This is a genomic window from Pseudomonas fluorescens (genome assembly GCF_900636825.1).
Lineage (GTDB): Bacteria > Pseudomonadota > Gammaproteobacteria > Pseudomonadales > Pseudomonadaceae > Aquipseudomonas > Aquipseudomonas fluorescens_BG.
Genome location: NZ_LR134318.1, coordinates 583,231 through 607,985, shown reverse-complemented (window position 1 = coordinate 607,985; position 24,755 = coordinate 583,231). Strand labels below are relative to the sequence as shown.

20 protein-coding genes and 2 tRNA genes are annotated in these 24,755 nt (G+C 59.1%); 7 read left to right on the top strand and 15 right to left on the bottom strand.

The genetic code is table 11. The features are described from left to right. Positions 1 to 142: 142 nt before the first annotated feature. Positions 143 to 2,455: a YgiQ family radical SAM protein gene (locus EL257_RS02665; RefSeq protein WP_126359580.1), complete on the bottom strand. Its 2,313-nt coding sequence runs from the start codon at positions 2,453 to 2,455 to the stop codon at positions 143 to 145. Positions 2,456 to 2,669: 214 nt separating this feature from the next. Between EL257_RS02665 and EL257_RS02660 the strand changes: the two genes are divergently transcribed. Both EL257_RS02660 and EL257_RS02655 read left to right on the top strand, forming a co-directional pair. Continuing rightward, positions 2,670 to 3,854 carry a hypothetical protein gene (locus EL257_RS02660; protein ID WP_126359579.1) on the top strand — a complete coding sequence of 395 codons (1,185 nt, stop codon included), beginning with the start codon at positions 2,670 to 2,672 and terminating at the stop codon, positions 3,852 to 3,854. Between the two features lie 166 nt (positions 3,855 to 4,020). Continuing rightward, positions 4,021 to 5,250, top strand: coding sequence for a hypothetical protein (locus EL257_RS02655; RefSeq protein WP_126359577.1), 1,230 nt, complete (start codon positions 4,021 to 4,023; stop codon positions 5,248 to 5,250). A 55-nt stretch (positions 5,251 to 5,305) separates the two neighbouring features. Here the strand turns inward: EL257_RS02655 and dnaB are convergent, their stop codons facing one another. The 7 genes from dnaB to rnr form a co-directional block, all read right to left on the bottom strand. Continuing rightward, positions 5,306 to 6,703: a replicative DNA helicase gene (dnaB, locus tag EL257_RS02650; RefSeq protein WP_126359575.1), complete on the bottom strand. Its 1,398-nt coding sequence runs from the start codon at positions 6,701 to 6,703 to the stop codon at positions 5,306 to 5,308. 120 nt (positions 6,704 to 6,823) lie between these two features. Beyond that, complete coding sequence (rplI, locus tag EL257_RS02645) at positions 6,824 to 7,270, bottom strand: 50S ribosomal protein L9 (protein WP_003221136.1); 447 nt, start codon at positions 7,268 to 7,270, stop codon at positions 6,824 to 6,826. An 18-nt stretch (positions 7,271 to 7,288) separates the two neighbouring features. After that, the gene (locus tag EL257_RS02640; protein ID WP_126359573.1) at positions 7,289 to 8,182 is read right to left on the bottom strand and encodes a hypothetical protein; all 894 of its coding nucleotides are present in this window, start codon (positions 8,180 to 8,182) and stop codon (positions 7,289 to 7,291) included. A 36-nt stretch (positions 8,183 to 8,218) separates the two neighbouring features. After that, positions 8,219 to 8,449: a 30S ribosomal protein S18 gene (gene rpsR / locus EL257_RS02635; protein ID WP_002551829.1), complete on the bottom strand. Its 231-nt coding sequence runs from the start codon at positions 8,447 to 8,449 to the stop codon at positions 8,219 to 8,221. Between the two features lie 29 nt (positions 8,450 to 8,478). Further along, complete coding sequence (gene rpsF / locus EL257_RS02630) at positions 8,479 to 8,901, bottom strand: 30S ribosomal protein S6 (RefSeq protein ID WP_016771938.1); 423 nt, start codon at positions 8,899 to 8,901, stop codon at positions 8,479 to 8,481. Between the two features lie 268 nt (positions 8,902 to 9,169). Beyond that, the gene (gene rlmB, locus EL257_RS02625; RefSeq protein ID WP_126359571.1) at positions 9,170 to 9,934 is read right to left on the bottom strand and encodes a 23S rRNA (guanosine(2251)-2'-O)-methyltransferase RlmB; all 765 of its coding nucleotides are present in this window, start codon (positions 9,932 to 9,934) and stop codon (positions 9,170 to 9,172) included. After that, on the bottom strand, positions 9,931 to 12,561 hold the full coding sequence (gene rnr / locus EL257_RS02620) for a ribonuclease R (protein ID WP_126359569.1): 2,631 nt from the start codon (positions 12,559 to 12,561) through the stop codon (positions 9,931 to 9,933). Before rnr ends, rlmB begins: the two co-directional genes overlap by 4 nt. 226 nt (positions 12,562 to 12,787) lie before the next feature. On the opposite strand from rnr, the gene EL257_RS02615 reads away from it, so the two are divergent. From EL257_RS02615 to EL257_RS02600, 4 genes are all read left to right on the top strand, one after another. Then, positions 12,788 to 12,874: transfer RNA gene (locus EL257_RS02615), tRNA-Leu, on the top strand. Between the two features lie 181 nt (positions 12,875 to 13,055). Continuing rightward, positions 13,056 to 13,142: transfer RNA gene (locus tag EL257_RS02610), tRNA-Leu, on the top strand. A gap of 286 nt (positions 13,143 to 13,428) precedes the next feature. After that, the gene (locus EL257_RS02605) at positions 13,429 to 14,439 is read left to right on the top strand and encodes an extracellular solute-binding protein (RefSeq protein WP_126359567.1); all 1,011 of its coding nucleotides are present in this window, start codon (positions 13,429 to 13,431) and stop codon (positions 14,437 to 14,439) included. Next, positions 14,439 to 16,004: an ABC transporter permease gene (locus EL257_RS02600; RefSeq protein WP_126359565.1), complete on the top strand. Its 1,566-nt coding sequence runs from the start codon at positions 14,439 to 14,441 to the stop codon at positions 16,002 to 16,004. Before EL257_RS02605 ends, EL257_RS02600 begins: the two co-directional genes overlap by 1 nt. A gap of 81 nt (positions 16,005 to 16,085) precedes the next feature. Here EL257_RS02600 and EL257_RS02595 read toward each other — a convergent pair whose 3' ends face one another. From EL257_RS02595 to EL257_RS02585, 3 genes are all read right to left on the bottom strand, one after another. After that, positions 16,086 to 18,020 carry a methyl-accepting chemotaxis protein gene (locus EL257_RS02595; RefSeq protein ID WP_126359563.1) on the bottom strand — a complete coding sequence of 645 codons (1,935 nt, stop codon included), beginning with the start codon at positions 18,018 to 18,020 and terminating at the stop codon, positions 16,086 to 16,088. Between the two features lie 139 nt (positions 18,021 to 18,159). Next, a complete protein-coding gene (locus EL257_RS02590; protein WP_008078328.1) occupies positions 18,160 to 19,449 on the bottom strand; it encodes an adenylosuccinate synthase in 1,290 nt (429 codons plus the stop codon). A 54-nt stretch (positions 19,450 to 19,503) separates the two neighbouring features. After that, positions 19,504 to 20,691 (bottom strand): ATP phosphoribosyltransferase regulatory subunit, encoded by a 1,188-nt coding sequence (locus EL257_RS02585; protein WP_126359561.1) that lies wholly within the window; start codon positions 20,689 to 20,691, stop codon positions 19,504 to 19,506. A gap of 50 nt (positions 20,692 to 20,741) precedes the next feature. Between EL257_RS02585 and EL257_RS02580 the strand changes: the two genes are divergently transcribed. Next, positions 20,742 to 20,975, top strand: coding sequence for a hypothetical protein (locus EL257_RS02580; protein WP_126359559.1), 234 nt, complete (start codon positions 20,742 to 20,744; stop codon positions 20,973 to 20,975). Between the two features lie 17 nt (positions 20,976 to 20,992). On the opposite strand, the gene hflC is transcribed toward EL257_RS02580, so the two are convergent. From hflC to hfq, 4 genes are all read right to left on the bottom strand, one after another. After that, on the bottom strand, positions 20,993 to 21,862 hold the full coding sequence (gene hflC / locus EL257_RS02575; protein ID WP_122593810.1) for a protease modulator HflC: 870 nt from the start codon (positions 21,860 to 21,862) through the stop codon (positions 20,993 to 20,995). Continuing rightward, the gene (hflK, locus tag EL257_RS02570) at positions 21,862 to 23,031 is read right to left on the bottom strand and encodes an FtsH protease activity modulator HflK (protein WP_126359557.1); all 1,170 of its coding nucleotides are present in this window, start codon (positions 23,029 to 23,031) and stop codon (positions 21,862 to 21,864) included. Before hflK ends, hflC begins: the two co-directional genes overlap by 1 nt. Before the next feature lie 96 nt (positions 23,032 to 23,127). Beyond that, positions 23,128 to 24,429, bottom strand: coding sequence for a ribosome rescue GTPase HflX (gene hflX / locus EL257_RS02565; RefSeq protein ID WP_126359554.1), 1,302 nt, complete (start codon positions 24,427 to 24,429; stop codon positions 23,128 to 23,130). A gap of 12 nt (positions 24,430 to 24,441) precedes the next feature. Further along, positions 24,442 to 24,702 carry an RNA chaperone Hfq gene (gene hfq, locus EL257_RS02560; protein ID WP_007902656.1) on the bottom strand — a complete coding sequence of 87 codons (261 nt, stop codon included), beginning with the start codon at positions 24,700 to 24,702 and terminating at the stop codon, positions 24,442 to 24,444. Between the last annotated feature and the right edge of the window lie 53 nt (positions 24,703 to 24,755).

Below are 24,755 nucleotides of genomic sequence, written 5' to 3'. Positions count from 1 at the left end.
CACAGGTTTCTCTGTCGCTCACAGGACGGTGGCCCCTGAAGCTCCCTGTGGGAGCTGGCTTGCCAGCGATGGGGCCAGTAGGCTCACCGCATTTCCTGAGGCCTGAAATGCAAAACGCCAACCCGAAGGTTGGCGTTTTCTTTTAGCGCGGTACGACCGGCTTGCGGGTCGGCTTCGGCCCTTTGCCTTTAGCGGCATCCTTGCGTTCTTTGGCTGCCTGCTGATTGCGGGCGAATGCCGCCGCTTTGGCCTGTTCACGCTTGTCCCACGGATTACCGCCATCACTGGCACGCGGTGGCAGGCCGGTGTGCTGGGTGAGAATCTTCGTGGTCTTCTCTTTGCCCTCTTTCGCCACTTTATGGCTGCCGGCTGGCGTCGAGTTCTTGCGACGAGCGCTCTGATAGCTGTCGGTCGCCGGCTGATGCGCCGGGATCAATTGATCCTTGCCCGGCCCGATCAGGTCGGCGCGGCCCATGCGGATCAGCGCTTCACGCAGCATCGGCCAGCCTTTCGCGTCGTGATAACGCAAGAACGCCTTGTGCAGACGACGCTGCTCTTCGCTCTTGACGATGGTCACGCCGTCGCTCTTGTAAGTGACTTTGCGCAGCGGGTTCTTGCCCGAATGGTACATCGCGGTGGCGGTGGCCATCGGCGACGGGTAGAACGCCTGCACCTGGTCGGCGCGGAAGCCGTTGCCCTTGAGCCACAGGGCCAGGTTCATCATGTCTTCGTCGGTGGTGCCCGGGTGAGCCGCGATGAAGTATGGAATCAGGTACTGTTCTTTTCCTGCTTCCTTGGTGTACTTCTCGAACATGCGCTTGAACTTGTCATAGCTGCCAATGCCCGGTTTCATCATCTGGTTGAGCGGACCTTCCTCGGTGTGTTCCGGGGCGATCTTCAGGTAGCCGCCAACGTGGTGGGTCACCAATTCCTTGACATATTCCGGCGACTCGACGGCGAGGTCGTAACGCAGACCGGAGGCAATCAGAATCTTCTTCACACCCGGCAACGCACGGGCGCTGCGGTACAGCTGAATCAACGACGAGTGGTCGGTGTTCAGGTTCGGGCAGATACCCGGGAACACGCAGGATGGTTTGCGGCAGGCGGATTCGATTTCCGGCGTCTTGCACGCGATACGGTACATGTTCGCGGTCGGGCCGCCGAGGTCGGAAATGACGCCGGTGAAGCCTGGGACCTTGTCGCGGATCTCTTCGATTTCACGAATGATCGACTCTTCGGACCGGTTCTGGATGATCCGGCCTTCGTGCTCGGTGATCGAGCAGAAGGTGCAGCCGCCGAAGCAGCCGCGCATGATGTTCACCGAGAAACGGATCATGTCGTAGGCCGGGATCTTCTCCTTGCCATACGCCGGATGCGGAACCCGGGCGTAAGGCATGCCGAACACGTAGTCCATTTCTTCAGTGGTCATCGGAATCGGCGGCGGGTTGAACCAGACATCGACTTCGCCATGCTTCTGCACCAGCGCGCGGGCGTTGCCCGGATTGGTTTCCAAGTGAAGCACGCGATTGGCGTGAGCATAGAGAACCGGGTCGTTACGCACCTTTTCCATCGACGGGAGGCGAATCACGGTCTTGTCGCGGGTCATGCGCGGGCTGGCCAGGATCTGCACGACCTTGGCTTCCTGCGGATCTTCGACCGGGCCCTTTTCCTGCTCGATTGCGCAAGCCTGGGTGTCTTGCGTGTTGACGTACGGGTTGATGATCTTGTCGACCTTGCCCGGACGATCGATGCGCGTGGAGTCGACTTCGTACCAGCCTTGCGGCGTGTCACGACGAATGAACGCCGTGCCGCGCACATCGGTGATGTCTTCGATCTTGTGACCGTAGGACAGACGCTGGGCGACTTCGACAATCGCCCGCTCGGCGTTGCCGTACAACAGAATGTCGGCGCTGGCGTCGATCAGGATCGAGTTACGTACGCGATCCTGCCAATAGTCATAGTGTGCGATGCGGCGCAGCGAGGCTTCGATACCGCCGAGCACGATCGGCACATGCTTGTACGCCTCTTTGCAGCGCTGGCTGTAAACCAGGCTCGCGCGGTCCGGACGCTTGCCGGCCATGCCGCCTGGCGTATAGGCGTCATCGGAGCGGATTTTCTTGTCGGCGGTGTAGCGGTTGATCATCGAGTCCATGTTGCCGGCCGCGACACCGAAGAACAGGTTCGGCTCGCCGAGCTTCATGAAATCGTCTTTGGACTGCCAGTTTGGCTGGGCGATGATCCCGACGCGGAAGCCTTGCGACTCCAGCAGCCGGCCGATGATCGCCATGCCAAACGACGGATGATCGACGTAGGCATCTCCGGTAACAATAATGATGTCACACGAATCCCAGCCAAGCTGATCCATCTCCTCCCTGCTCATCGGCAGGAATGGCGCTGGCCCGAAACATTCGGCCCAATATTTTGGATAGTCAAATAACGGCTTGGCTGCTTGCATGTCGACGACCGGTGTTGAAGTGAAAAATCGCGGGCGCGGAATATAGCACAAATTTTGACCAATTCCGACGGCGGTGGTCGGTTTTTGCGGCAGCCCCGCCAGCGTTCACCAGCACCGTCGCAACTCTGTGCGCACTGTCGATGAACAGGCGCAGGACCCGTCGGCTCTGAATTCTGATCGGGCCGGCAAGAACAACGTTCAAGGATGAACATTCATGGTAGTAAAAGTTACAAAAGGCACCACAACAGTCGAGGTGCACGCTCGACCTGATTCAGCCGACGGGACGGTATTGAGGGCAGATCAAACCCCACATATCGACGTAACGAGATTGCCACTACCGCCCAGTCATCCGCAGCGGCCAAGTGAAACGCCGGGGCAGCATGACCTTGATGCCATTTCCGTAGCTCCGGCTGTCACAATCAGCGCAGGCTCGGCGGTTCAGCCCGTGACGCAACTTTCCAGTCCCACACACCGCCCGCTGAAGGCCTACAAGACCGCGGGCGCCCAGCTTCCTGCTGCGGATGCAAACGGACTGCGCATGTTAAAGGGGCGTTTGTTCGTCGACACGCCCGACGGCACGCTGCATATTGGACTCCACCGGCGTGACGGTGTTTACCGGGCCAAATTGACCGGCGAACAAGATCCCTCAGGACCGGTTCTGCTGCAGGACCCCGACAGCAAACACTGGTTTGCGCTCGATCACGATGCCGCCCCGATTGTCCGGCTAAGCGCCACAAGTCTGCGTCCATTTCGCAGCGAACTGGATTTTACCGGGGCGTCGCGTGATAGCGACGGATTATATGGATTTGCAGGCAAACGCTACGCCGTGATCGAAGGGCATGCCTATCAAGCGCTGCTGGATCTCGATGCTTCGTCGCCCGCTCGCAAAGTCTGGCGCATCGTCAACGCCAAGGACCCTGTCGCGTCTGACAGCGACAACATTTACCACGCCAGCCGAGCAGGCGAGACCCTAGCCATCACGGCTGGCGAAGGCGATTCCTGGGTTGCCTCGGTTTTCGGGCTCTTGGGCGGCATGCCACGCAATACCGCGAAACAAGACAACGTGACGCTGCTAATGCAACGCTACGAACCAGTGAAGCAAGCCAACGATGCGCTGGTTGCGTCCAATGAGCGTTTCAATCAACTTCGCGATCATGCCTACCTGCAGCCTGCAGGCAGTGCAGCCGAAACAGCGGCGTGGGTGGCCCTTGAGGTTCACGTTCGTCGACACATCAGGATGCAGAACGATTTCGTCAAAATGTACGTCGAGCACAAGGATTGGCTGATTTACCTGAAAGCCGGCGGGCTATACAAAAAAAGAGCTGTTCGAACAGCAAATGCTCAGAGTCGATTATCGGGACAAACTCATGGCAATCATGGACAGCCGAGCGAGCTCTGATATCGACCAGCCGACCCTCGAATCCAGCAAGAAGAAACTGGCGCTGTTGAACAGGAAACTCGACATCCTGCAGGACCGTCAGGAGGTTCTCGATCAGATCAAAAAAACCTTTCGCGATGCTGACGAGGATATTGCGACGCTGACCAAAGGCGTGCCTGACGCCGAAATGATCAACATCAACAAGTTTCACTGCTATCTGCACTTGCTGACCGGCAACATGGACGAATTGCCGATAATCGGCATGCCGACCATGATGGCGTTGCGCTCCATGCAGGATTTGAAAAGCGCGCCAGGGCTGATCAACCCGATAGCACTGCGCTTTTTCCTGGAGCGGATCGGCATGGATAAACAACGGTTCAAATCATTGTTGGCGACCGAGTCCCCGGAGAGGCTGCACTACATCAAGGGGATCCTGCCCCTGCTCGATTCGTTCGAAGCTTCCCTGGAAAGGCAACTGACCGAGTTTTACCGAACGTTCGAGAACAATACGCAGCTACCCGGTTTCGATCAGGACATTGATTTCGAATTTCTCCCCGAGCAGCCCAAGGACTCAGCGCCGGTTACACCGCACAAAGTATTCCGCACTCGCGAACATGGCGCTTACGCAGTACTGGTAGGGGAGAAGCAGACAGCGGAGGACGGCAGCGTCACACTGATGGTGCGCAACGCTTATAAGTCCGGCGAACCGCCACAGCGCTATGAAAAGCGTGAAGGAGAATGGCGCCAGGTTCCACGGAGCGTTCCCACCGTTTCAAAGGTTCAACTGGTCAGCGACGCAACGCTGTTCCTCGGCCAGATCGATGAGCACGTGCAAACGGCACGCCTGCAAGAAGCCCAAAAAGACAATCCGACGAACATTACCGAGTTTCTTGCCGCCAAAGCCGACAGGCTCGATGAGTTGGCCAGACAGTTGAATACCATTCAAGGCGCAGAATCGGACGCAGACGACACGGCGCTGATCGCCCGTTTAAATACGGCCAGCGCGCGTTTGACGAGCGAAGGACAGAGCATCCTTGTGCGTATGTACAAGAATCGCGACGTATTGGACATCCTGCGCCTGAACTATCTGCTCGATCACGGCGAACTGACCGTGACCCGCTCTGTTGAGCGCAAGCCCATGGGCAAAGGCCAGAAGAAATCGTTCCTGGATGTGTATGCGATCGCGGATCGGGTCAGCGCTAATGGGTTGTGGGAGGCGCACTTCCACTACGACCAAAAGGACAGCCCTGCGTTGAATTTCACGGTACGCGGTGGTCATCTGAAAACGCTCGACCAGGCCGGACGAGGCGCTGCCTCTCAGCGCCGGGATGAACAGGCCGGCTTGCCCCATGTTGCCATCTGGCGAGAAACCTTCGACGGCAAAACCGCACGAAAGATTTTCGATCTGGCGGCGTGACATTGCCGGCTGGTAGCGCGGTTCGAATCACTGACCGAGCAGGTTCGGCCGGCTGTCATTCGTCATCGTCGAAGTTGTAACTGCCCGGTGCAAGGTTTTCGAAACGCGTGTATTTGCCGATGAACGCCAAGCGAATGAAACCGATCGGGCCGTTACGCTGCTTGCCGATAATGATTTCGGCGATGCCTTTGTGCTCGGTTTCGGGGTGATACACCTCGTCGCGGTAAACGAACATGATCACGTCGGCGTCCTGCTCGATCGCTCCGGATTCCCGCAAGTCGGAGTTCACCGGACGCTTGTTGGGACGCTGTTCCAGGGAACGGTTGAGCTGCGACAGGGCCACCACCGGGCAATTGAATTCTTTGGCCAGCGCTTTCAGGGATCGCGAGATTTCGGAAATCTCGTTGGTGCGGTTGTCGCCGCTCGAACCTGGAATCTGCATCAGCTGCAAATAGTCGATCATGATCAAACCGACTTCGCCGTGCTCACGCACCAGACGCCGGGTACGTGCGCGCATTTCCGACGGACTGATGCCGGCGGTGTCATCGATGAACAATTTGCGATCGTTGAGCAGGTTGACCGCAGAGGTCAGGCGCGGCCAGTCATCATCTTCCAGTTGGCCGGAACGCACTTTGGTCTGGTCGATGCGACCGAGCGAAGACAGCATACGCATGATCAGCGATTCGCCTGGCATCTCGAGGGAGTACACGAGAACAGCCTTCTCGCTGCGCAACACGGCGTTTTCCACCAGGTTCATCGCGAAGGTGGTTTTGCCCATCGACGGACGGCCGGCAACGATGATCAGGTCGGACGGCTGCAAGCCGCTGGTCTTCTCGTCGAGGTCGGTATAGCCAGTGGACAGACCGGTGATGGCGTCGGCGGTGTTGAACAGGGTGTCGATGCGGTCGATGGCCTTGGTCAGCAGGTCGTTGACCCCCACCGGCCCGCCGGTTTTAGGTCGGGCCTCGGCAATCTGGAAGATCTGCCGCTCAGCCTCATCGAGGATTGCCGCAGCGGTACGGCCTTCGGGATTGAAGGCGCTGTCAGCGATCTCAGTGCTGATGCCGATCAACTGGCGCAACGTCGCTCGTTCACGAACGATTTGCGCATACGCCTTGATGTTGGCGACAGACGGCGTGTTTTTCGCCAATTCACCCAGGTAACCGAGGCCGCCGACCTGCGAGGTCTGACCTTCCTTGTCCAGTTGCTCGGCAAGGGTCACGACGTCGATCGGCGAGTTCTGATCGGCCAGTTTTGCGATCGCGCGGAAGATCAGTCGGTGGTCATGTCGATAGAAATCGCCGTCGGAGACTTGATCAAGCACGCGTTCCCAGGCGTTGTTGTCCAGCATCAGACCACCGAGTACAGCCTGTTCGGCCTCGATGGAATGCGGCGGCACCTTCAGGGCAGCGGTTTGCAGATCGTATTGCTCGGGAGCGGAAATATCGTTCATGGCCACTTGAGTATTAGTGAAAAGCAGGGAATTCAGAAAGACAAAGGGCACGACCTGTGAACAGGATCGTGCCCGATGTTAACCGTCTGACGGACAAGCCGCCAGCCGATCCGGTGTTGCTTAAGCTGCTACCACGACAACGCGTACGGTGGCTTCAACTTCGGCGTGCAGGTGCACAGCCACGTCGAATTCACCCACGTTGCGGATGGTGCCGTTCGGCAGACGAACTTCGCTCTTCTGCACTTCAACGCCGGAGGCGGTCAGTGCGTCAGCGATGTCGTGAGTACCGATCGAACCGAACAGCTTGCCTTCGTCGCCAGCGGTGGCAGTGATGGTCACTTCCAGCTCGGCCAGTTGGGCAGCACGGCTTTCAGCCGATGCTTTACGGTCTGCGGCAGCTTTTTCCAGCTCGGCGCGACGCTCTTCGAACGCAGCCAGGTTGGCAGCGGTCGCAGCGGTAGCCTTGCCGAAAGGCAGCAGGTAGTTACGGCCGTAACCGGCCTTAACGTTTACTTTGTCGCCCAGGTTGCCCAGGTTGGCGATTTTTTCCAGAAGGATCAGTTGCATGTGAAAATCCTCTAACTTTTAACCTTCACCGTTCGCGCTGTCAGTGTCTTTCGACACGTGACGACCGCGAAAATCAATCAGGCTGTCGACAATGGCCACAACCACGAGCAACGGATAGATCAGCTGCATGAACAGCAGCAGCGTGACGTACAACCCCACCAGCCAGAAACCGGCCAGTCGCTTCTGCCCGACCAGCCCGTGAATCAGGGCAAGTCCGGCGAACACCAGCGGTACACTGCACAACGGCGTCAACATGGCCATCTGTGCACCGAGATTCGGGCCCAGAAGCATCAACGCCAGCAGTACCATCGCCGGCCCCAGCGGGATCCGGATGGCGCGAAACTCGCGACCAAAACCACCCGGGTTGTACAACAACGCCTGCCAATGCCGCCCGACAATCAGGCTCAGCACGCTGACGATCTGCAACAAAGCCGCAATCAGTCCGGTCAGGACCGGTGCAATCAGGGACGCGAAACGCGCTTGCTCTTCGACCGACAATTGCTTGTAAGTCTCACCGAGGAGCGACGGCATGACCTTTATCAAGGCCTGCGCGAGCATCTCGATCTGGGCCGCAAACGCCACCCCGAGCACCACCGAAAACACCACCCCGATCGCTACGCTGACCAGCAGCGTACGGACCCAGGACTCACTTGCGCGCAAAACCAACGCAAGCCCCGAAGACCCCAGCAGCACCAGAAGCGCCCGTGGGTCATCGGCATACAGCCACCAGATCAACGCCGGCAGCAGTCCCAGAGACAGAACGCCAAGGGCGTCCGTCAATCCGCGCCGCAGCAGCACAAGGCTTCCCGCGGCAGCACCCAACCAATACAACAACGGCAATGTTGCACATCCGGCCACTACAAGAGTGGCCTGCATGCGGCCGCGCATGATGAACTCAGCTAAGGCACGCATGCATTCAATCCTTTGCTACTTGTCGACTGCCCGGTCTCAGCGGCCGTGGCTGTCGGTGTAGGCCAGCAGGGCCAGGAAGCGGGCGCGCTTGATAGCGGTGGCCAGCTGACGCTGATAACGAGCTTTGGTACCGGTGATGCGGCTTGGAACGATTTTGCCGGTCTCGGATACGTAAGCTTTCAGAGTGTTGAGATCTTTGTAATCGATCTCCTTCACGTCTTCAGCGGTGAAGCGGCAGAATTTACGACGACGGAAGAAACGTGCCATTTGATAGGCTCCTTAATAAGGTCCGTGGATTACTCGTCAGCGTTATCGCTGTTGTCGCTGTCATCACTGTCGGTGCCTTCGGCGCCTTCGTGCTCAGGACGGTCGCGACGCTCACGGCGCTCACTGCGGTTTTCTTCAGCCTTGAGCATCTCGGACTGGCCGGTAACGGCTTCGTCGCGACGGATGACCAGGTTACGGATCACTGCATCGTTGTAGCGGAAGTTGTCTTCCAGCTCGGCCAGGGCCTTGCCAGTGCACTCAACGTTCAGCATCACGTAGTGAGCCTTGTGAACATTGTTGATTGCGTAGGCCAGTTGACGACGGCCCCAATCTTCCAGACGGTGGATTTTGCCGCCGTCTTCTTCGATCAGCTTGGTGTAACGCTCAACCATGCCGCCGACTTGCTCGCTCTGATCCGGGTGGACCAGAAAGATGATTTCGTAATGACGCATGAATGCTCCTTACGGGTTGTAGCCTGCCGCTCAAAAACGGTCAGACAAGGAGTGAATGACACTTATGGACTTGCCGGCGCGGGGCACATGCGTGCCTGCCGTCACAGCAAGGGGCGCAATTGTAGAGAAGGGACTGCGGGGGCGCAAGGCAATTGGTGATTATTTGAACAACCACCCATAAACACTGTAGGAGCTGCCGAAGGCTGCGATCTTTTGATTTTTTTACATCAAGGTCAAAAGATCGCAGCCTGCGGCAGCTCCTACGTGGTTATTTCTTGGCAGCAGGTTTGGCTTTCACGCCGCGCTGGCGCTGGGCTTCGAACAGGCAGACGCCGGTCGCCACCGAGACGTTCAGGCTGCTGACGCTGCCAGCCATCGGCAGTTTCACCAGATAGTCGCAATGCTCGCGGGTCAGGCGGCGCATGCCTTTGCCTTCGGCACCCATGATCAGAATCGTCGGGCCGGTCAGATCCTGGTCATAAATGCTGACCTCGGCCTCACCGGCCGTACCGACTACCCACAGACCGCGCTGCTGGAGCTTTTCCAGCGTACGGGCGAGGTTGGTCACGGCCACCAGCGGAATCACTTCCGCCGCGCCGCAAGCGACTTTACGCACAACCGGAGTCAGGGTGGCCGACTTGTCTTTCGGCACGATCACTGCCATCGCACCGGCCGCATCGGCCGAACGCAGGCAGGCGCCGAGGTTGTGCGGATCGGTCACGCCGTCGAGCACCAGCAACAGCGGCGCGCCTTCGGTGCGATCGAGCAACTCGTCGAGCATCGCCTCGCCCCAGACCTGGCTAGGGCTGACTTCCGCGACGACGCCCTGATGCACGCCCTCAACCCAGGCGTCCATTTCGCGACGCTCGGCCTGGCCGACCTGGACACGGTTTTCGTTAGCCAGTTCGACCAGCGTCTGCACCCGCGGATCGTTGCGGCTTTCCGCCAGCCAGATCTGCTTGACGCGCTTGGGATGATGACGCAGCAACGCTTCTACCGCGTGAACGCCGTAGATTTTTTCCAACTGACTCATGACTTCGCCTTCGGTTTACGCGCCCCGCCACTTTTGGCTGGAGCCGAACCCGCTTTTGGCGGGCCTTTACGATGTTTGCTCGGTTTGCCTGACTTGCCGCCGGAAGCCTGTTCAGGCGCCGACCGTCCGGTCTTTCCCCCGGACGCCGCTTTACCACCGTTTTTGGCATCGGAAAGCAACGCTTTCTTCATTTCACGGCTTTTCCGCAGCTCGGCGTTTTTCGCCACGGCATCGCTCGGACGATAAGCCTCGACAGCCTTCTCTTTGGCTGGACGACGGCCGGCGGTTTTCGCTGGGGCTTTTTCTTCCGCAGCCTTGGCAGCCGGCGCAGCGGTTTCGGCGCCACGTTTCTTGCGACCGATCGGCGCGCTGATGGTTTTTTCGGCCATCTCGAAGTCGATCTTGCGCTCGTCGAGGTCGACGCGCATGACGCGCACTTCAACGGTATCGCCGAGGCGGAAGCTACGACCTGTGCGTTCGCCAGCCAGGCGGTGATGCACTGGATCAAAGTGATAGTAATCACCAGGCAGCGCGGTGACGTGCACCAGACCTTCGACATAAATGTCGGTCAGTTCGACGAACAGACCGAAACCGGTCACTGCGGTGATCACGCCCGGGAACGATTCGCCGACGCGATCCTTCATGAACTCGCACTTGAGCCAGTTCACTACGTCGCGGGTTGCTTCGTCGGCACGGCGTTCGCTCATTGAGCATTGCTCACCGAGTTGTTCCAGCGCCGGCTCGTCGTACGGATAAATGCGCGCCTTCGGAATGGTCATCGCACCGGCACGACGAACGTGCGGAGTGTCCTGTTTCGAATGGATCACGCTGCGGATCGCACGGTGCGTGAGCAGGTCCGGATAACGGCGGATCGGCGAAGTGAAGTGGGTATAGGCTTCGTAATTCAGGCCGAAGTGACCATCGTTTTCCGCGCTGTACACCGCTTGGCTCAACGACCGCAGCATGACGGTCTGGATCAGATGGAAATCCGGACGGTCCTTGATGCTGGCGAGCAGGGCCTGATAATCCTTCGGCGACGGACCGTCCTTGCCTTTGTGCAGGGACAGGCCGAGCTCACCCAGGAACGCGCGCAGTTTTTCCAGACGCTCCGGCGGCGGACCGGCGTGAACGCGGTACAGCGCAGGGATTTCGTGCTTCTTCAGGAATTCGGCGGTGGCCACGTTGGCCGCCAGCATGCATTCCTCGATGAGCTTGTGCGCATCGTTGCGTACGGTCGGGCGGATTTCAGCAATCTTGCGCTCGGAGCCGAAGATGATCCGGGTTTCCTGCGTTTCGAAATCAATCGCGCCACGCACGTGACGGGCCGCCAGCAATACTTTGTACAACGCGTAGAGCTGCTTGAGGTGCGGCACGACGTCGGTGTATTCGCCACGCAATTTGCGCGCTTCGGCGACCTTCGGCGTTTCCAGCATCGCGCTGACTTTGTTGTAGGTCAGGCGAGCGTGGGAATGAATCACCGCTTCGTAGAAGCAGTAGTCGGTCATTTCGCCGGACTTGGAGATGGTCATCTCGCAAACCATGGCCAGACGATCAACCTGCGGATTCAGCGAGCACAAGCCGTTGGACAACTGCTCAGGCAGCATCGGAATCACGCGCTCGGGGAAGTACACCGAGTTGCCGCGAACCTGCGCTTCGTTATCAAGCGCCGAACCGATTTTCACGTAGCTGGAAACGTCGGCAATCGCCACGTACAACTTCCACCCACCGGAAAACAGGCGCAGCTTGCCAGGTTTGGCTTCGCAGTAGACCGCATCGTCAAAGTCGCGAGCATCTTCGCCGTCGATGGTCACGAACGGCAGATGACGCAGGTCGATGCGCTTCTCTTTGTCTTTTTCTTCGACTTCCGGCTTTAGCTTGGCCGCTTCTTTCAGAACAGCTTCAGGCCAGACGTGCGGAATGTCGTAAGTGCGCAGGGCAACATCGATTTCCATCCCCGGCGCCATGTAGTTGCCGACCACTTCGACCACGTCGCCTTGTGGCTGGAAGCGCGGCGTCGGCCAGTGGGTGATTTTCACCTCGACGAACTGACCGATCTGCGCGTTGGCGTTGCGGCCCGGCGTGACCAGCACTTCTTGCTGGATCTTCGGATTGTCAGCGACGACAAAGCCGATACCGCCTTCTTCAAAATAGCGACCGACGATGGTTTCGTGAGCCCGGGAAACCACTTCGACGATCACGCCTTCGCGGCGACCGCGACGGTCGAGACCGGAGACGCGAGCCAGCGCACGGTCACCGTCGAATACCAGACGCATTTGCGCCGGGCTCATGAACAGGTCGTCGCTGCCGTCGTCCGGCACCAGGAAGCCGAAGCCGTCACGGTGACCACTGATGCGACCGAGGATCAGGTCGAGCTTGTCGACCGGCGCGTAGGTACCGCGACGGGTGTAGATCAGTTGAGCGTCGCGCTCCATGGCGCGCAAGCGGCGGCGCAGGGCTTCGATCTGGTCTTCTGTGGTCAGACCAAACTCTTCGACCAGTTGCTCGCGGGCAGCAGGCGAACCCCGATCGGCGAGGTGCGCCAGGATCAGTTCGCGGCTAGGAATAGGGTTTTCGTATTTTTCCGCTTCACGAGCGGCCTCGGGATCGAGGGACTGCCAATCGGCCATTAGAGAGTTTTCACCTTGTCTATATGCGGGTTAGTTTGGCATAGGCGCCATGAAACGGGAAATTTCCGACTATATAAGGCGCTGCTGGGGCCTTCTATCGACATCGCAAAGCCGTTTTGAACGCCGCCGGTAAAAAAAATCATATTTTTTTCTGCCAGGGGTTTACAGTTAAAAAGACGCTCCGTATAGTGCGCGCCATCGACGACGCACAAGCGTTACCGATACTGCCCAGATGGTGAAATTGGTAGACACGCCAGCTTCAGGTGCTGGTGACCTTACGGTCGTGGAAGTTCGAGTCTTCTTCTGGGCACCAATTTCGAGATTGAGACTAGATCAGTTTCAAGACTCACACAAAAACCCGCGAAAGCGGGTTTTTTGCATTCTAAGAAATGCTTTTGTTAAAACCGATTTATTAAAATTAAATCAGGGGTTTACAGATCAAAAAGCGCTCCGTATAGTGCGCCACATCAACAGCGGCAACGCTTGCGATGATTGCCCAGATGGTGAAATTGGTAGACACGCCAGCTTCAGGTGCTGGTGACCTTACGGTCGTGGAAGTTCGAGTCTTCTTCTGGGCACCAATTCAAACCCAAGGTTAAGGCCTTGGATTTCACGAAAACCCGCGAAAGCGGGTTTTTGCGTTTCTGGCTTCCTGAATTTCCGCAGGTCTTGTATGAGCTTGTAGGAGCTGACGAGTGCAACGAGGCTGCGATCTTTTGATCTTGTTTTTTAGAGAACAAGATCAAAAGATCGCAGCCTTCGGCAGCTCCTACAAGATCGCCGGTTGCCGCACAAGGCGCACTTGAGAAACAATATCGTTTATCATTGTTGCAAGTTTTTGCAATGCGACAGTGAGGAACCCTGCGAATGATGTTTCGAAATACCCTGCGCCGAGGCCTGACCTTTACCCTCCTTGGCCTGGCGCTCGCCACTCCCCTCACCCAGGCTGCCGATGCGGTCTCCCTGACTCTTTATAACGGCCAGCACAAGGAAGTCGGCGACGCGATTGCCAAAGCCTTCGAAGCCAAGACCGGCATTCACGTCAACGTGCGCAAGGGCAGCAGTAACCAGCTGGCCAGCCAGATCATCGAAGAAGGCGACCGCTCCCCCGCGGACGTGATCTACACCGAAGAGTCGCCACCGCTGAACAACCTCGGCGAACAAGGTCTGCTGGCCAAGACCGATGACGCCACACTGGCGGTTCTCCCGGAAAAATACGTCGCCGCCAACGGCACCTGGATCGGTGTTACTGCGCGCGTGCGCGTGGTCGCGTTCAACCCGAAACTGATCGATGAAAAAGACCTGCCGAAGTCGGTGATGGAATTTTCCGACCCGCAATGGCAAGGCAAGGTCGGTTTCGTGCCCACCAGTGGCGCGTTTCAGGAACAGGCCGTCGCGATCATCAAGCTGCACGGTCGTGACGCCGCCGAAGAATGGCTTACCGGTCTGCGCGCGTTCGGCAAGACCTACAGCAACAACATGGTCGCGCTCAAAGCTGTGGAAAACGGCGAAGTCGCTACCGTGCTGGTGAACAACTACTACTGGTTCGCCCTTCAACGCGAGAAAGGCAAGCTCGATTCCAAACTCCATTACTTCACCGGCGGCGACGCTGGCGGCCTGATCACCGTGTCCAGCGCGGCCGTATTGAAATCCAGCAAACATCCGAAAGAAGCCCAGCAATTCCTCGCCTTCATGGCCAGCGAAGAAGGTCAGCGCGTGATCACTCAGACCACCGCCGAATATCCGCTGCACAAAGGCATGGAATCGGATCGCGGGCTCAAGCCGTTCAGCGAACTGGAAGCGCCGAACGTGACACCTGCCGATCTGGGCAATGCCGAAGAGGCGCTGGAGCTGGAACGTGAAGTTGGCTTGAACTGATGACCGCATCGTTATCCGCCCCCGCCTCGCGCGGGGGCTACATACCCAGGCGCAAGCGGCCGTCGATCTGGCTGGTGCTGCCGGTTTTGCTCTTGGTGGTGCTGAGCCTGCTGCCGCTGGCCTATGTCGGCTTGAAAGCCTGGCAGGCCGGCTGGGCCGAGGCGCTGCATCTGCTGTGGCGCCCGTATGTGTTTGGCCTGCTGCGCAATACCCTCGCGCTAATGGTTGGCGTAACGGTGACGTGTGGCGTGATCGGTCTGTCGCTGGCCTGGCTGCTGGAACGCAGTAATCTGCCGGGGCGTCGGCTTTGGGGCGTGATTTTGTGCCTGCCGTTCGCGGTACCGGCGTTTGTCAGCAGTTTCACCTGGGTGTCGCTGAGCGCGCAGTTCGAAGGACTGGGCGGCGCGATTCTGGTGATGAGCCTGTCGAAATACCCGCTGATCTTTCTGCCGGTGGCAGCAACCTTGCGCAATCTCGACCCGTCGCTTGAGGAGTCCGCCCGCACGCTTGGGCAGAATCGCTGGGGCGTGTTTTTCCGCGTCACCCTGCCGCTGCTGTGGCCCTCATTGTTGGCGGGTTCCTTGCTGATTGCCTTGCACATGCTGGTGGAGTTCGGGGCATTGTCGATCATTGGCCTGCAAACCTTTACCACGGCTATTTATCAGCAATTCGAACTGGAATTCAGCAACGCGAATGCGGCAATGCTGTCGGCGGTGTTGCTGGCGCTGTGTCTGTTGCTGTTGTGGCTGGAGCTGCGTGTGCGCGGCAAAGGTCGGCATGTGCGCACCGGGCAAGGCGCCGCGCGCCGGGCCGAACAGGTTCGGCTGGGGCCATGGGCAGCGGTCGGTCAGTTGTATTGCCTGACACTGGCGATCGTCGGCAGCGGCATTCCTCTGGGGATGTTGGCGTACTGGCTGGCGGTGGGCTCATCAGCAGCTTTCCCGGTGGCGGCGATCAGCGAAGCGCTGTTGTCGTCGCTGGCATTGTCGCTCGGCGGCGCAGCGTTGTGCCTGGTGCTGGCGGTGCCCGTCGGACTGCTGGTGGTGCGTTACAAAGGCCAGTTGGCGATCTGGGCCGAGCGCCTGCCGTATTTGCTGCATGCATTGCCGGGGCTGGTGATCGCCCTGACGCTGGTGTATTTCGCCCTGCATTACGTGCCGGTGCTGTACCAGACGTCGGGCCTGCTGCTGATTGCTTATGCGCTGCTGTTTCTGCCGCTGGCGCAGGCACCCATCCGCACTGCGCTGAACAAGGCTGCGCCACAGCTTGAAGAGGCTGCGCGTACCCTGGGTGCATCGTCATTCACGGCATTTTGTCGGGTGACATTGCCGATCATCTTCCCGGCTTTGGGCGCGGCGTTTGCGCTGGTGTTTCTGGATGCGATGAAGGAATTGACCGCGACGCTATTGCTCAGCCCGACCGGGCTCAACACTTTGGCGACAGAAGTCTGGGCGCACACGGCGAATGTCGAGTTTGCGGCGGCGGCGCCTTATGCGGCGCTGTTGATTGTTGTCTCTGGGTTGCCGGTGTATTTGCTCACTACACGGATGTATTTGAGCCGCTAAAAAGATCGCAGCCTGCGACAGCTCCTACAGGGAAATGCAAATTCCCATGTAGGAGCTGCCGCAGGCTGCGATCTTTTGATCTTAAGCCCTGAACTGCCCCAGACTGGCTTTCAGCTGTGCAGCCAAACCATCCAGAACCTTGCCACTGGCCGTGGTTTCCACCACTGCCTGCGCCGCTTTTTCGGCCTGCGCATGAATCGTCTCGACCCGTCCCCGTACTGCCTGCGCGCCTTGGGCCTGATGTGCTGCGGCCTGCGTTGCCAGACCAATCGCCGCATGCACCTGCTCGACGGACGTCTGCACCGATTGCTGCAACCGCGCGCTATCACGCAATACCAGCAAACCTTCGCTGGCCTGGCGTCCGGCCTGGCCGATCGCTTCAACCGCCTCGCGCGCGCCTTGCTGCAACGCAACGATGTGCGCCTGAATATCGCCGGTGGAGCTTTGCGTCTTGCTCGCCAGCGCTCGGACCTCGTCCGCCACCACTGCAAATCCGCGCCCGGTCTCCCCGGCCCGCGCTGCCTCGATCGCTGCGTTCAGCGCGAGCAAGTTGGTCTGTTCCGCAATCCCATGAATCACCGTCAGCACCACTTCGATCTGCTCACTTTGCTGTGCCAGGCGTTCGATGACTTTCGCCCCGGTATCGACCTGCCCCGCCAGCGCTTCGATCAGGCTGCCAACTTTGGCTGATGTGCGCGTGTTTTCGTCCGTGGCCTGACGAATATCCACCACTTGTTTCAGCGCCGCCTGCATCGCATGGCTTTCCGACTGCGCCTCGTCAGCCATTTGCGACAGCGCGCGCAGACTTTCGGCGACCTCATCACGCTGCATCCCCGCCGCCGCATCGGCGCCGGCGTTACGCAGGGTCATCGCACCGATCTCCACACCCGTACGCTGGGCAACGTCGCCCGCCTCACGAACGATGGGCTGCAACTTATCCACAAAGCGATTGACCGCCGAGGCCATGTCGCCGATTTCGTCCTTGCTGTTGATCTGCACGCGCTTGGTCAGATCACCCTCGCCCGCCGCCAGGTCATCCATGGCGGCATTGAGCATTTTCAGGCGATTGACCACACGATGGCCCAGCACCACGGCCAACAGCAGCAACACACCGCAGCCAACCAGCGCCAGACCCATGCCGATGCGCCAGCGCAAGGTCGCCGCCGCGTCCTGCACGGTACGGGCGGTATTCGCTTTCATCTCGACCGCTGTCGACTGCGCGGACTGCAAGCGCGCCTGCATGGCTTTGGCGCTGTCCGCCGCAGCACCTTCAAGACTGTCGCCGACCAGTTGATCGCTGCTGGCGATCAGCGCCAGAAAGCGCTTGTCCAGCGCGGCCAGATCGGTTTCAACCGAAGCTGTGGAAACCCCCATCAAAACCTTGCCGATTTCCACGCCATTGGGATTGATCGAAGCTTCGAGGTAGTAGACCGATGGATCGTTCTTCGCCGCATCCAGCACTTTATCCAGCGCACGCTCGCCTTGCCCCTTCTCCAGCAGAGCCTTGTTGATCGGGTTTTCACGATTGAGATAGCGGGTCAGGTGCTGGCCGGTGGCGTCGTCGTACACCACAAACAGCACATTGGGATTGCGCTGGGCCCGGCGGGCGAATTCCGACAGGGTCGGCACGTCGCTGTCCCACATGGCGCGCGGCGCTACCGAAGCGAGCAGCTGAGCCATGTCGTTGGCCGAATCCTTGAGATCCTTTTCCAGCGTCGCCCGCAGCTGCGCCTGCTCGTCCTTGAGACGCGCAGACAAACCCGCGGTCAAGCGCTGACGGGTGCTGGCGGACAGATTATCCAGACTTGAGGTGACTTCTCGGCCGGCCTGCTCCAGTTCGCCGGAGAGCTTTTGGCTGTCGGCACCGAGGCCCACCGCCAGATCAGCTTCCAGCGCCGTGACCGTGCTCCGAGTCAGGGCGACGGCTACCAGCACTTGCACCAAAAGGGCGATACCAAGGGTAACGAATACGGGCCGCAACAACCGGCTTTGTAACAGTGAGAGAACGGCCGACACTGTGAACACCTCGACTTCTGACGCCATTAATTTGATGGCACTCTTGTAGACAGATTCACAGCAAAGGTCATGCCGTCCAACAGGCATAAACGACAAAGGCCCCGATTAAGGGGCCTTTGTTTTTTACATCAACGACTTATCAAGCAAACGGATGACGCAGAACGATGGTTTCGTTGCGATCCGGGCCCGTCGAAATAATGTCAATCGGCGCGCCGATCAACTCTTCAACGCGCTTGATGTAGGCGCGAGCGTTCGCCGGCAGCTCTTCCAGGGTCTTGGCGCCCACGGTCGATTCGGTCCAGCCCGGCACTTCTTCGTACACTGGCTGCAGGCCAACGTAGCTGTCAGCGTCGGTCGGCGCAACGGCGTTGCCTTGCGCGTCTTTGTAGCCGACGCAAATGTTGATGGTTTCCAGACCGTCGAGTACGTCCAGCTTGGTCAGGCAGATGCCCGAAATGCTGTTCACATCGATAGCGCGACGCAGGATGACGGCGTCGAACCAGCCGCAACGACGGGCGCGGCCGGTAGTCGCGCCGAACTCGTGACCTTGCTTGGCCAGGTGCGCACCGACGTCATCGAACAGCTCGGTCGGGAACGGGCCCGAACCGACGCGCGTGGTGTAAGCCTTGGTGATGCCCAGGATGTAATCGAGGAACATCGGGCCAACGCCCGAACCGGTCGCCACGCCACCGGCGGTGGTGTTGGAGCTGGTCACGTACGGGTAGGTGCCGTGGTCGATGTCGAGCAACGAACCCTGGGCACCTTCGAACATGATGTCTTTGCCGGCGCGACGCAGGTCGTGCAGCTCGGCAGTCACGTCGAGCATCAGCGGCTTGAGCAGCTCAGCGTATTCCTTGCACTCGGCCAAGGTCTTTTCGAACTCGATGGCTGGCTCTTTGTAGTAACCGACCAGCATGAAGTTGTGGTAATCCACCAGTTCACGCAGCTTGTCTTCGAAGCGCGGCATGTTCAGCAGGTCGCCAACACGCAGGCCGCGACGGGCAACCTTGTCTTCGTACGCCGGGCCGATGCCGCGACCGGTGGTGCCGATCTTCAGCTCGCCACGGGCCTTTTCACGGGCCTGATCCAGCGCCACGTGGAAGGACAGGATCAGCGGGCAGGACGGGCTGATACGCAGACGCTCGCGCACCGGTACGCCTTTCTCTTCCAGCTTGGTGATCTCGCGCAGCAGGGCGTCAGGTGCAACCACCACGCCGTTGCCGATCAGGCATTGCACGCCTTCGCGCAGCACGCCCGACGGAATCAGGTGCAAGACAGTTTTTTCGCCGTCGATCACCAGAGTGTGACCCGCGTTGTGGCCACCCTGATAACGCACTACGGCGGCAGCATGTTCGGTCAGCAGATCAACGATCTTGCCTTTGCCCTCATCACCCCATTGGGTGCCCAGGACTACGACATTCTTACCCATAACACTTGTCCTCATTCGCGCAAACTTGGTGCCGGCGATGGCCGGCAGGAAAACTCAAGAAGCCAGTGGCGATACTTGCCAAAGCCCGTTCTGCTGAATCAATTGCCGGTCGCAGTCCGCATCACGGGCGGCGGCCAAAGGTTGTCCAGGCAATGCCTGAACGACACGCTGACCCTCACTGCGCAACTGGCAAACCTGCTGCCAGAGTGCCGCATCCGTACTGTCAGGCATCCAGATACCGCCAGACGGTAACTCGATCTCAGCACGCCCCAGGGTCACCAGGGTTTTCAAATCGGTGGAAAAACCAGTCGCCGGGCGGGCGCGACCGAAGTCGGCGCCGATGTCGTCGTAACGACCGCCCTGAGCGATGGACTGGCCGACACCCGGTACAAACACTGCGAACACCACACCGGTGTGGTAGTGGTAGCCACGCAGCTCACCGAGGTCGAAGTACAGCGGCAGCTCGGGGAAGCGCGCCGAAAGACGCTCGGCGATCGCCAGCAGATCTTCCAGTGCCGCCAGCACCGGGGCCGGCGCATTGGCCAGACGCTCGCGAGCAGCGCTCAACACTTCACGGCCGCCGCATAGATCAACCAGTGCGCGCAGCATGCCGGACAAATCGGCGGGCAGGCCTTCGGTCAGGCTAATGACCTCGTCGATGGCCTTGCGTTGCAAGGCATCGAACAACTGTTGCTCGACTTCACCGGACAGACCGGCGGCACGCGCCAGCCCGCGGTAGATGCCAACATGACCGAGGTCCATGTGAACGTCCGGCACGTCGGCCAGTTGCAGCATGGCCAGCATCAGGCTGATCACTTCGACGTCGCTGCTCGGGCTGGCGTCGCCGTACAACTCGGCACCCAACTGGATCGGGCTGCGCGAGGAGGACAGAGCACGCGGTTGGGCGTGCAGCACGCTGCCCGCGTAGCACAGACGGCTTGGGCCTTCGCGACGCAGAGTGTGCGCATCGATGCGCGCCACCTGCGGCGTGATGTCGGCACGGAAACCCATCTGCCGACCCGACTGTGGGTCGATCACCTTGAAGGTACGCAGATCCAGGTCCTGGCCTGCGCCGGTCAGCAGGGATTCCAGGTACTCGATATGAGGAGTCACGACAAACTCGTAACCCCAGCTCTGGAACAGATCCAACACCTGACGACGCGCAACTTCAATGCGCGCCGCTTCCGGTGGCAGTACTTCTTCGATGCCATCTGGCAGCAGCCAGCGGTCTACCGTTGCCATTACGCCATTCCCCTTTGATCCGGGCGGCCAGCCTGCAGGCTGAGCCTTGATTGAAGCAGAAAACGATTGTTCCGCGCATGAACAACGGAGCGAAAAGCCTGTTACCGGCTTCGCCAATCACTTTCCTCGAAAACTGTCAGGGCTTTCGTCCCGATACTCTGCAGCAAAAAACAGCAATCAAACGTGCAGACGCAAAAAAGCCGGGAATTTCCCGGCTGCCGCATCATACACACGTTTTCCCAAAGGATCACCCCGCCCGAGGTTTTAGCCGCCGGGCGGAATGATTCAGGTCAACGCCGTATCAAGGCTTGGCTTTTTCCAGGTAGTGGAAGAAGTCGCTGCTTGGGTCGAGGACCATGACGTCGGATTTGTTCGCGAAGCTTTCACGGTAGGCACGCAGGCTGCGGTAGAAACCGTAGAACTCCTGATCCTGACCGTACGCCTTGGAATAGATCGCAGCGGCCTGGGCATCACCATCACCGCGAACCTCTTCGGATTCACGATAGGCTTCAGCCAGCAGCACGCGGCGTTGACGATCGGCGTCGGCACGGATGCCTTCGGCCAGCTCGTTACCCTTGGCGCGGTGCTCGCGAGCTTCACGCTCACGCTCGGTGCTCATACGTTCGAACACGCTGCGGTTTACTTCTTTCGGCAGGTCGATGGCCTTGACCCGGACATCGACAACTTCGATACCCAGCTCTTTTTCCGCCATTTTGTTCAGCGACGCGGTGATGTCAGCCATCAGCGCATCACGCTCACCCGATACCACTTCGTGCAGGGTGCGCTTACCGAACTGGTCACGCAGACCCGATTCGAGACGACGGGACAAACGCTCGTCGGCGATTTGCTTGAGGCCGGAAGTCGCGGTGTAGAAGCGCTCGGCATCTTTCACGCGCCACTTGGCGTAGGCGTCGACCATCACGGCTTTCTTTTCCAGGGTCAGGAAACGCTGCGTTGGTGCATCCAGCGTCATCAGACGCGCATCGAACTTGCGCACCTGGTTAACGAAAGGCACCCGCACATGCAGACCCGGCTGAACGTCAGCCTGAACCACGCGACCGAATTGCAGCAGCACCGCGCGCTCGGTCTGAGCCACGATGTAGAAGCAGTTCCAGCCCACCAGTACCACGACGACGCCAACAATCAGGGCGATCAGCGATTTATTGCTCATCAGCGGGTCTCCCTTGTACGCGACTGCGGCACGTCAGTGACATGCGGCGTGACGTCCGTGTTGTTGCTGGCGGCCGAACCGGTAACCGGTGCGTTGCTGCCCGAACTGTTCTGGATCATTTTATCCAACGGCAGGTAGAGCAGGTTGCTCTGGCCGTTCTTGTTGCCGGTCACGAGTACCTTGCTGGTATTGCTGAAGACTTCCTGCATGGTGTCCAGGTACAGACGCTGGCGGGTGACTTCAGGTGCCTTGCGGTACTCGGCAACCAGTTTGGTAAAGCGATCGGCCTCACCCTTGGCGCGCGAGACGGTCTCGTCACGGTAACCATTGGCATCTTCGAGGATGCGCTGGGCCTGACCACGAGCTTCCGGCACGACGCCGTTGGCGTAGGTTTCCGCCTGGTTGCGCGAACGCTGCTCGTCTTCACGGGCGCGGATCACGTCATCGAAGGCTTCCTGCACTTCGCGCGGTGCCGCTGCGCTCTGTACGTTGACCTGCGTTACGGTGATCCCGGTGCGATAGGTATCGAGGAAGCGTTGCAGACGCTCCTTGATTTCGCTGGCCATCAATTCACGACCTTCAGTCAACACCTGGTCCATGGCGGTGGAACCCACCACGTGGCGCAGGGCGCTGTCGGTTGCATGCTGCAGGCTGATTTCCGGCTGATCGACGTTCAGCACGAAATCCTGCAGGTTGCTGATCTTGTACTGCACGGTCAGCGGCACTTCGACGATGTTCTCGTCTTCGGTCAGCATCTGGCCCTGCTTGGTGTACGCCCGCTCACGCGTGACGTTTTCCATGTACTTCTTGTCGATCGGCGGGAAGTAGATGTTCAGGCCTGGACCGACAGTCTCATAGTACTTGCCGAAGCGCAGCACCACGGCCTGCTCCTGCTCGTCGACCACGTAGACCGCGCTGTACAGCCAGATTGCCGCCAGCACCACCAGACCGATGCCGAGCAGACCGCCGAAGCCGCCACTGCTCTTGCCGGAACCGCCGCCGTCATCACCACGTTTTTTACCACCACCGAACAACCCGTTCAGGCTTTCCTGCAGCTTTCGGAAGGCCTCGTCGAGATCTGGTGGCCCCTTGCGGTCGCCGTTATTGCGGCGCTTGCCACCCCAAGGATCCTGATTATTCGAGTTGCCACCCGGCTCATTCCAAGCCATAGCGCTCTCCATCTGATAAAGCAAAGACGCACCCACGGCGCGCCGACCAATGCTACAGAATGCCTGCCGTTACGGCACAACCGCTTTTTCAGGCTTTTATTGCAAAGTGTGTTGCTCGATGAATTCCATCGGCTGCAATCCTTCGCGGCTTACCAGTCGATTCAACTCGACACGGGGCAAACGAACGGCCAGCAAGCTGATGCCTTCTTCGTCGTGCTCTTCTTTCTGCACCGCACCGAGTTCGAAGAACTGCGCACGCAGTCGAGCGAACTGTTGCGGCAAGCGCAGGGTACCGATGAACAAATCACTGCCCAACAATTCGGCAATGGCTTGCTCAAGCAGTTCCAGACCGGTGCCATCACGCGCCGACAGCCAGACCCGCTGGGGCTTGCCGTTTTCGTCGCGCTGGATTTGCGGCTCCACACCTTCAAGCAAATCGAGTTTGTTATAGACCTCGAGGATCGGCAAGTCCTGGGCACCAATCTCGCCCAGCACCACCATCACCTGTTCGATCTGCAACATGCGATCCGGCTCCGCCGCGTCAATCACGTGCAACAGCAGGTCGGAATTGCTCGACTCTTCGAGCGTAGACCGAAATGCCTCGACCAGCTTGTGCGGCAAGTGACGAATGAAACCCACCGTGTCGGCAAGGACAATCGGCCCCAGGTCGTCCAGTTCCAGACGGCGCAGGGTCGGGTCCAGCGTGGCGAACAATTGATCGGCCGCGTACACGTCGGATTTCGTCACGTTGTTGAAGAGTGTGGATTTGCCAGCGTTGGTATACCCCACCAGCGAAACGGTGGGGATATCGGCACGCGAACGGCCGCGCCGCGATTGTTCACGCTGGCTGCGCACCTTCTCCAGCCGACCCTTGATCTGCCGCAGGCGGACCCGCAGCAGACGGCGGTCGGTTTCGAGCTGGGTTTCGCCCGGACCGCGCATGCCGATACCGCCACCCTGACGTTCAAGGTGAGTCCAGCCGCGGACCAGGCGCGTGCTCATGTGGTCAAGCTGGGCCAGTTCGACCTGGAGCTTGCCTTCATGGGTACGGGCGCGCTGGGCGAAAATATCGAGAATCAGACCGGTACGGTCGATCACGCGACACTCGAAAACACGTTCGAGGTTACGCTCCTGACTGGGCGTGAGGATGTGATTGAAGATCACCAGATCGGCTTCTTCAGCTTTGACCAGGTCGCGCAATTCCTCGACCTTGCCGCTGCCAATCAGGAATTTGGCAGTTGGCCGATGACGCGGCACGTTAAAAAACGCGACGGTCTCGGCGCCTGCCGAATTAGCCAGTTCCTGAAACTCCTGCGGGTCTTCGCGCGCCTCAGGGTCCTGTCCATCCAAGTGAACGAGGATGACTCGTTCACCACCACCGTGGCGCTCAAAGAACAAAGGAGACTCCTATCAGGCGTTACCTGGCTCAGCGTCGCCCGCTTCGGATTCGGTTGCGCTAGGCAGACGAATTGGACGAACCGGCACTACTGTCGAGATAGCGTGTTTGTAAACCATCTGGCTTACGGTGTTTTTCAGCAGGATCACGAACTGGTCGAACGACTCGATCGTGCCTTGCAGTTTGATACCGTTGACCAGGTAGATGGAAACCCCAACTTTCTCTTTACGTAAAGTATTCAGGTAAGGGTCTTGTAGCGAATGCCCTTTTGACATGTGCCGCACTCCTTTAAGGATTCAATAATAAAAAATAGATAATTCAGATGGCT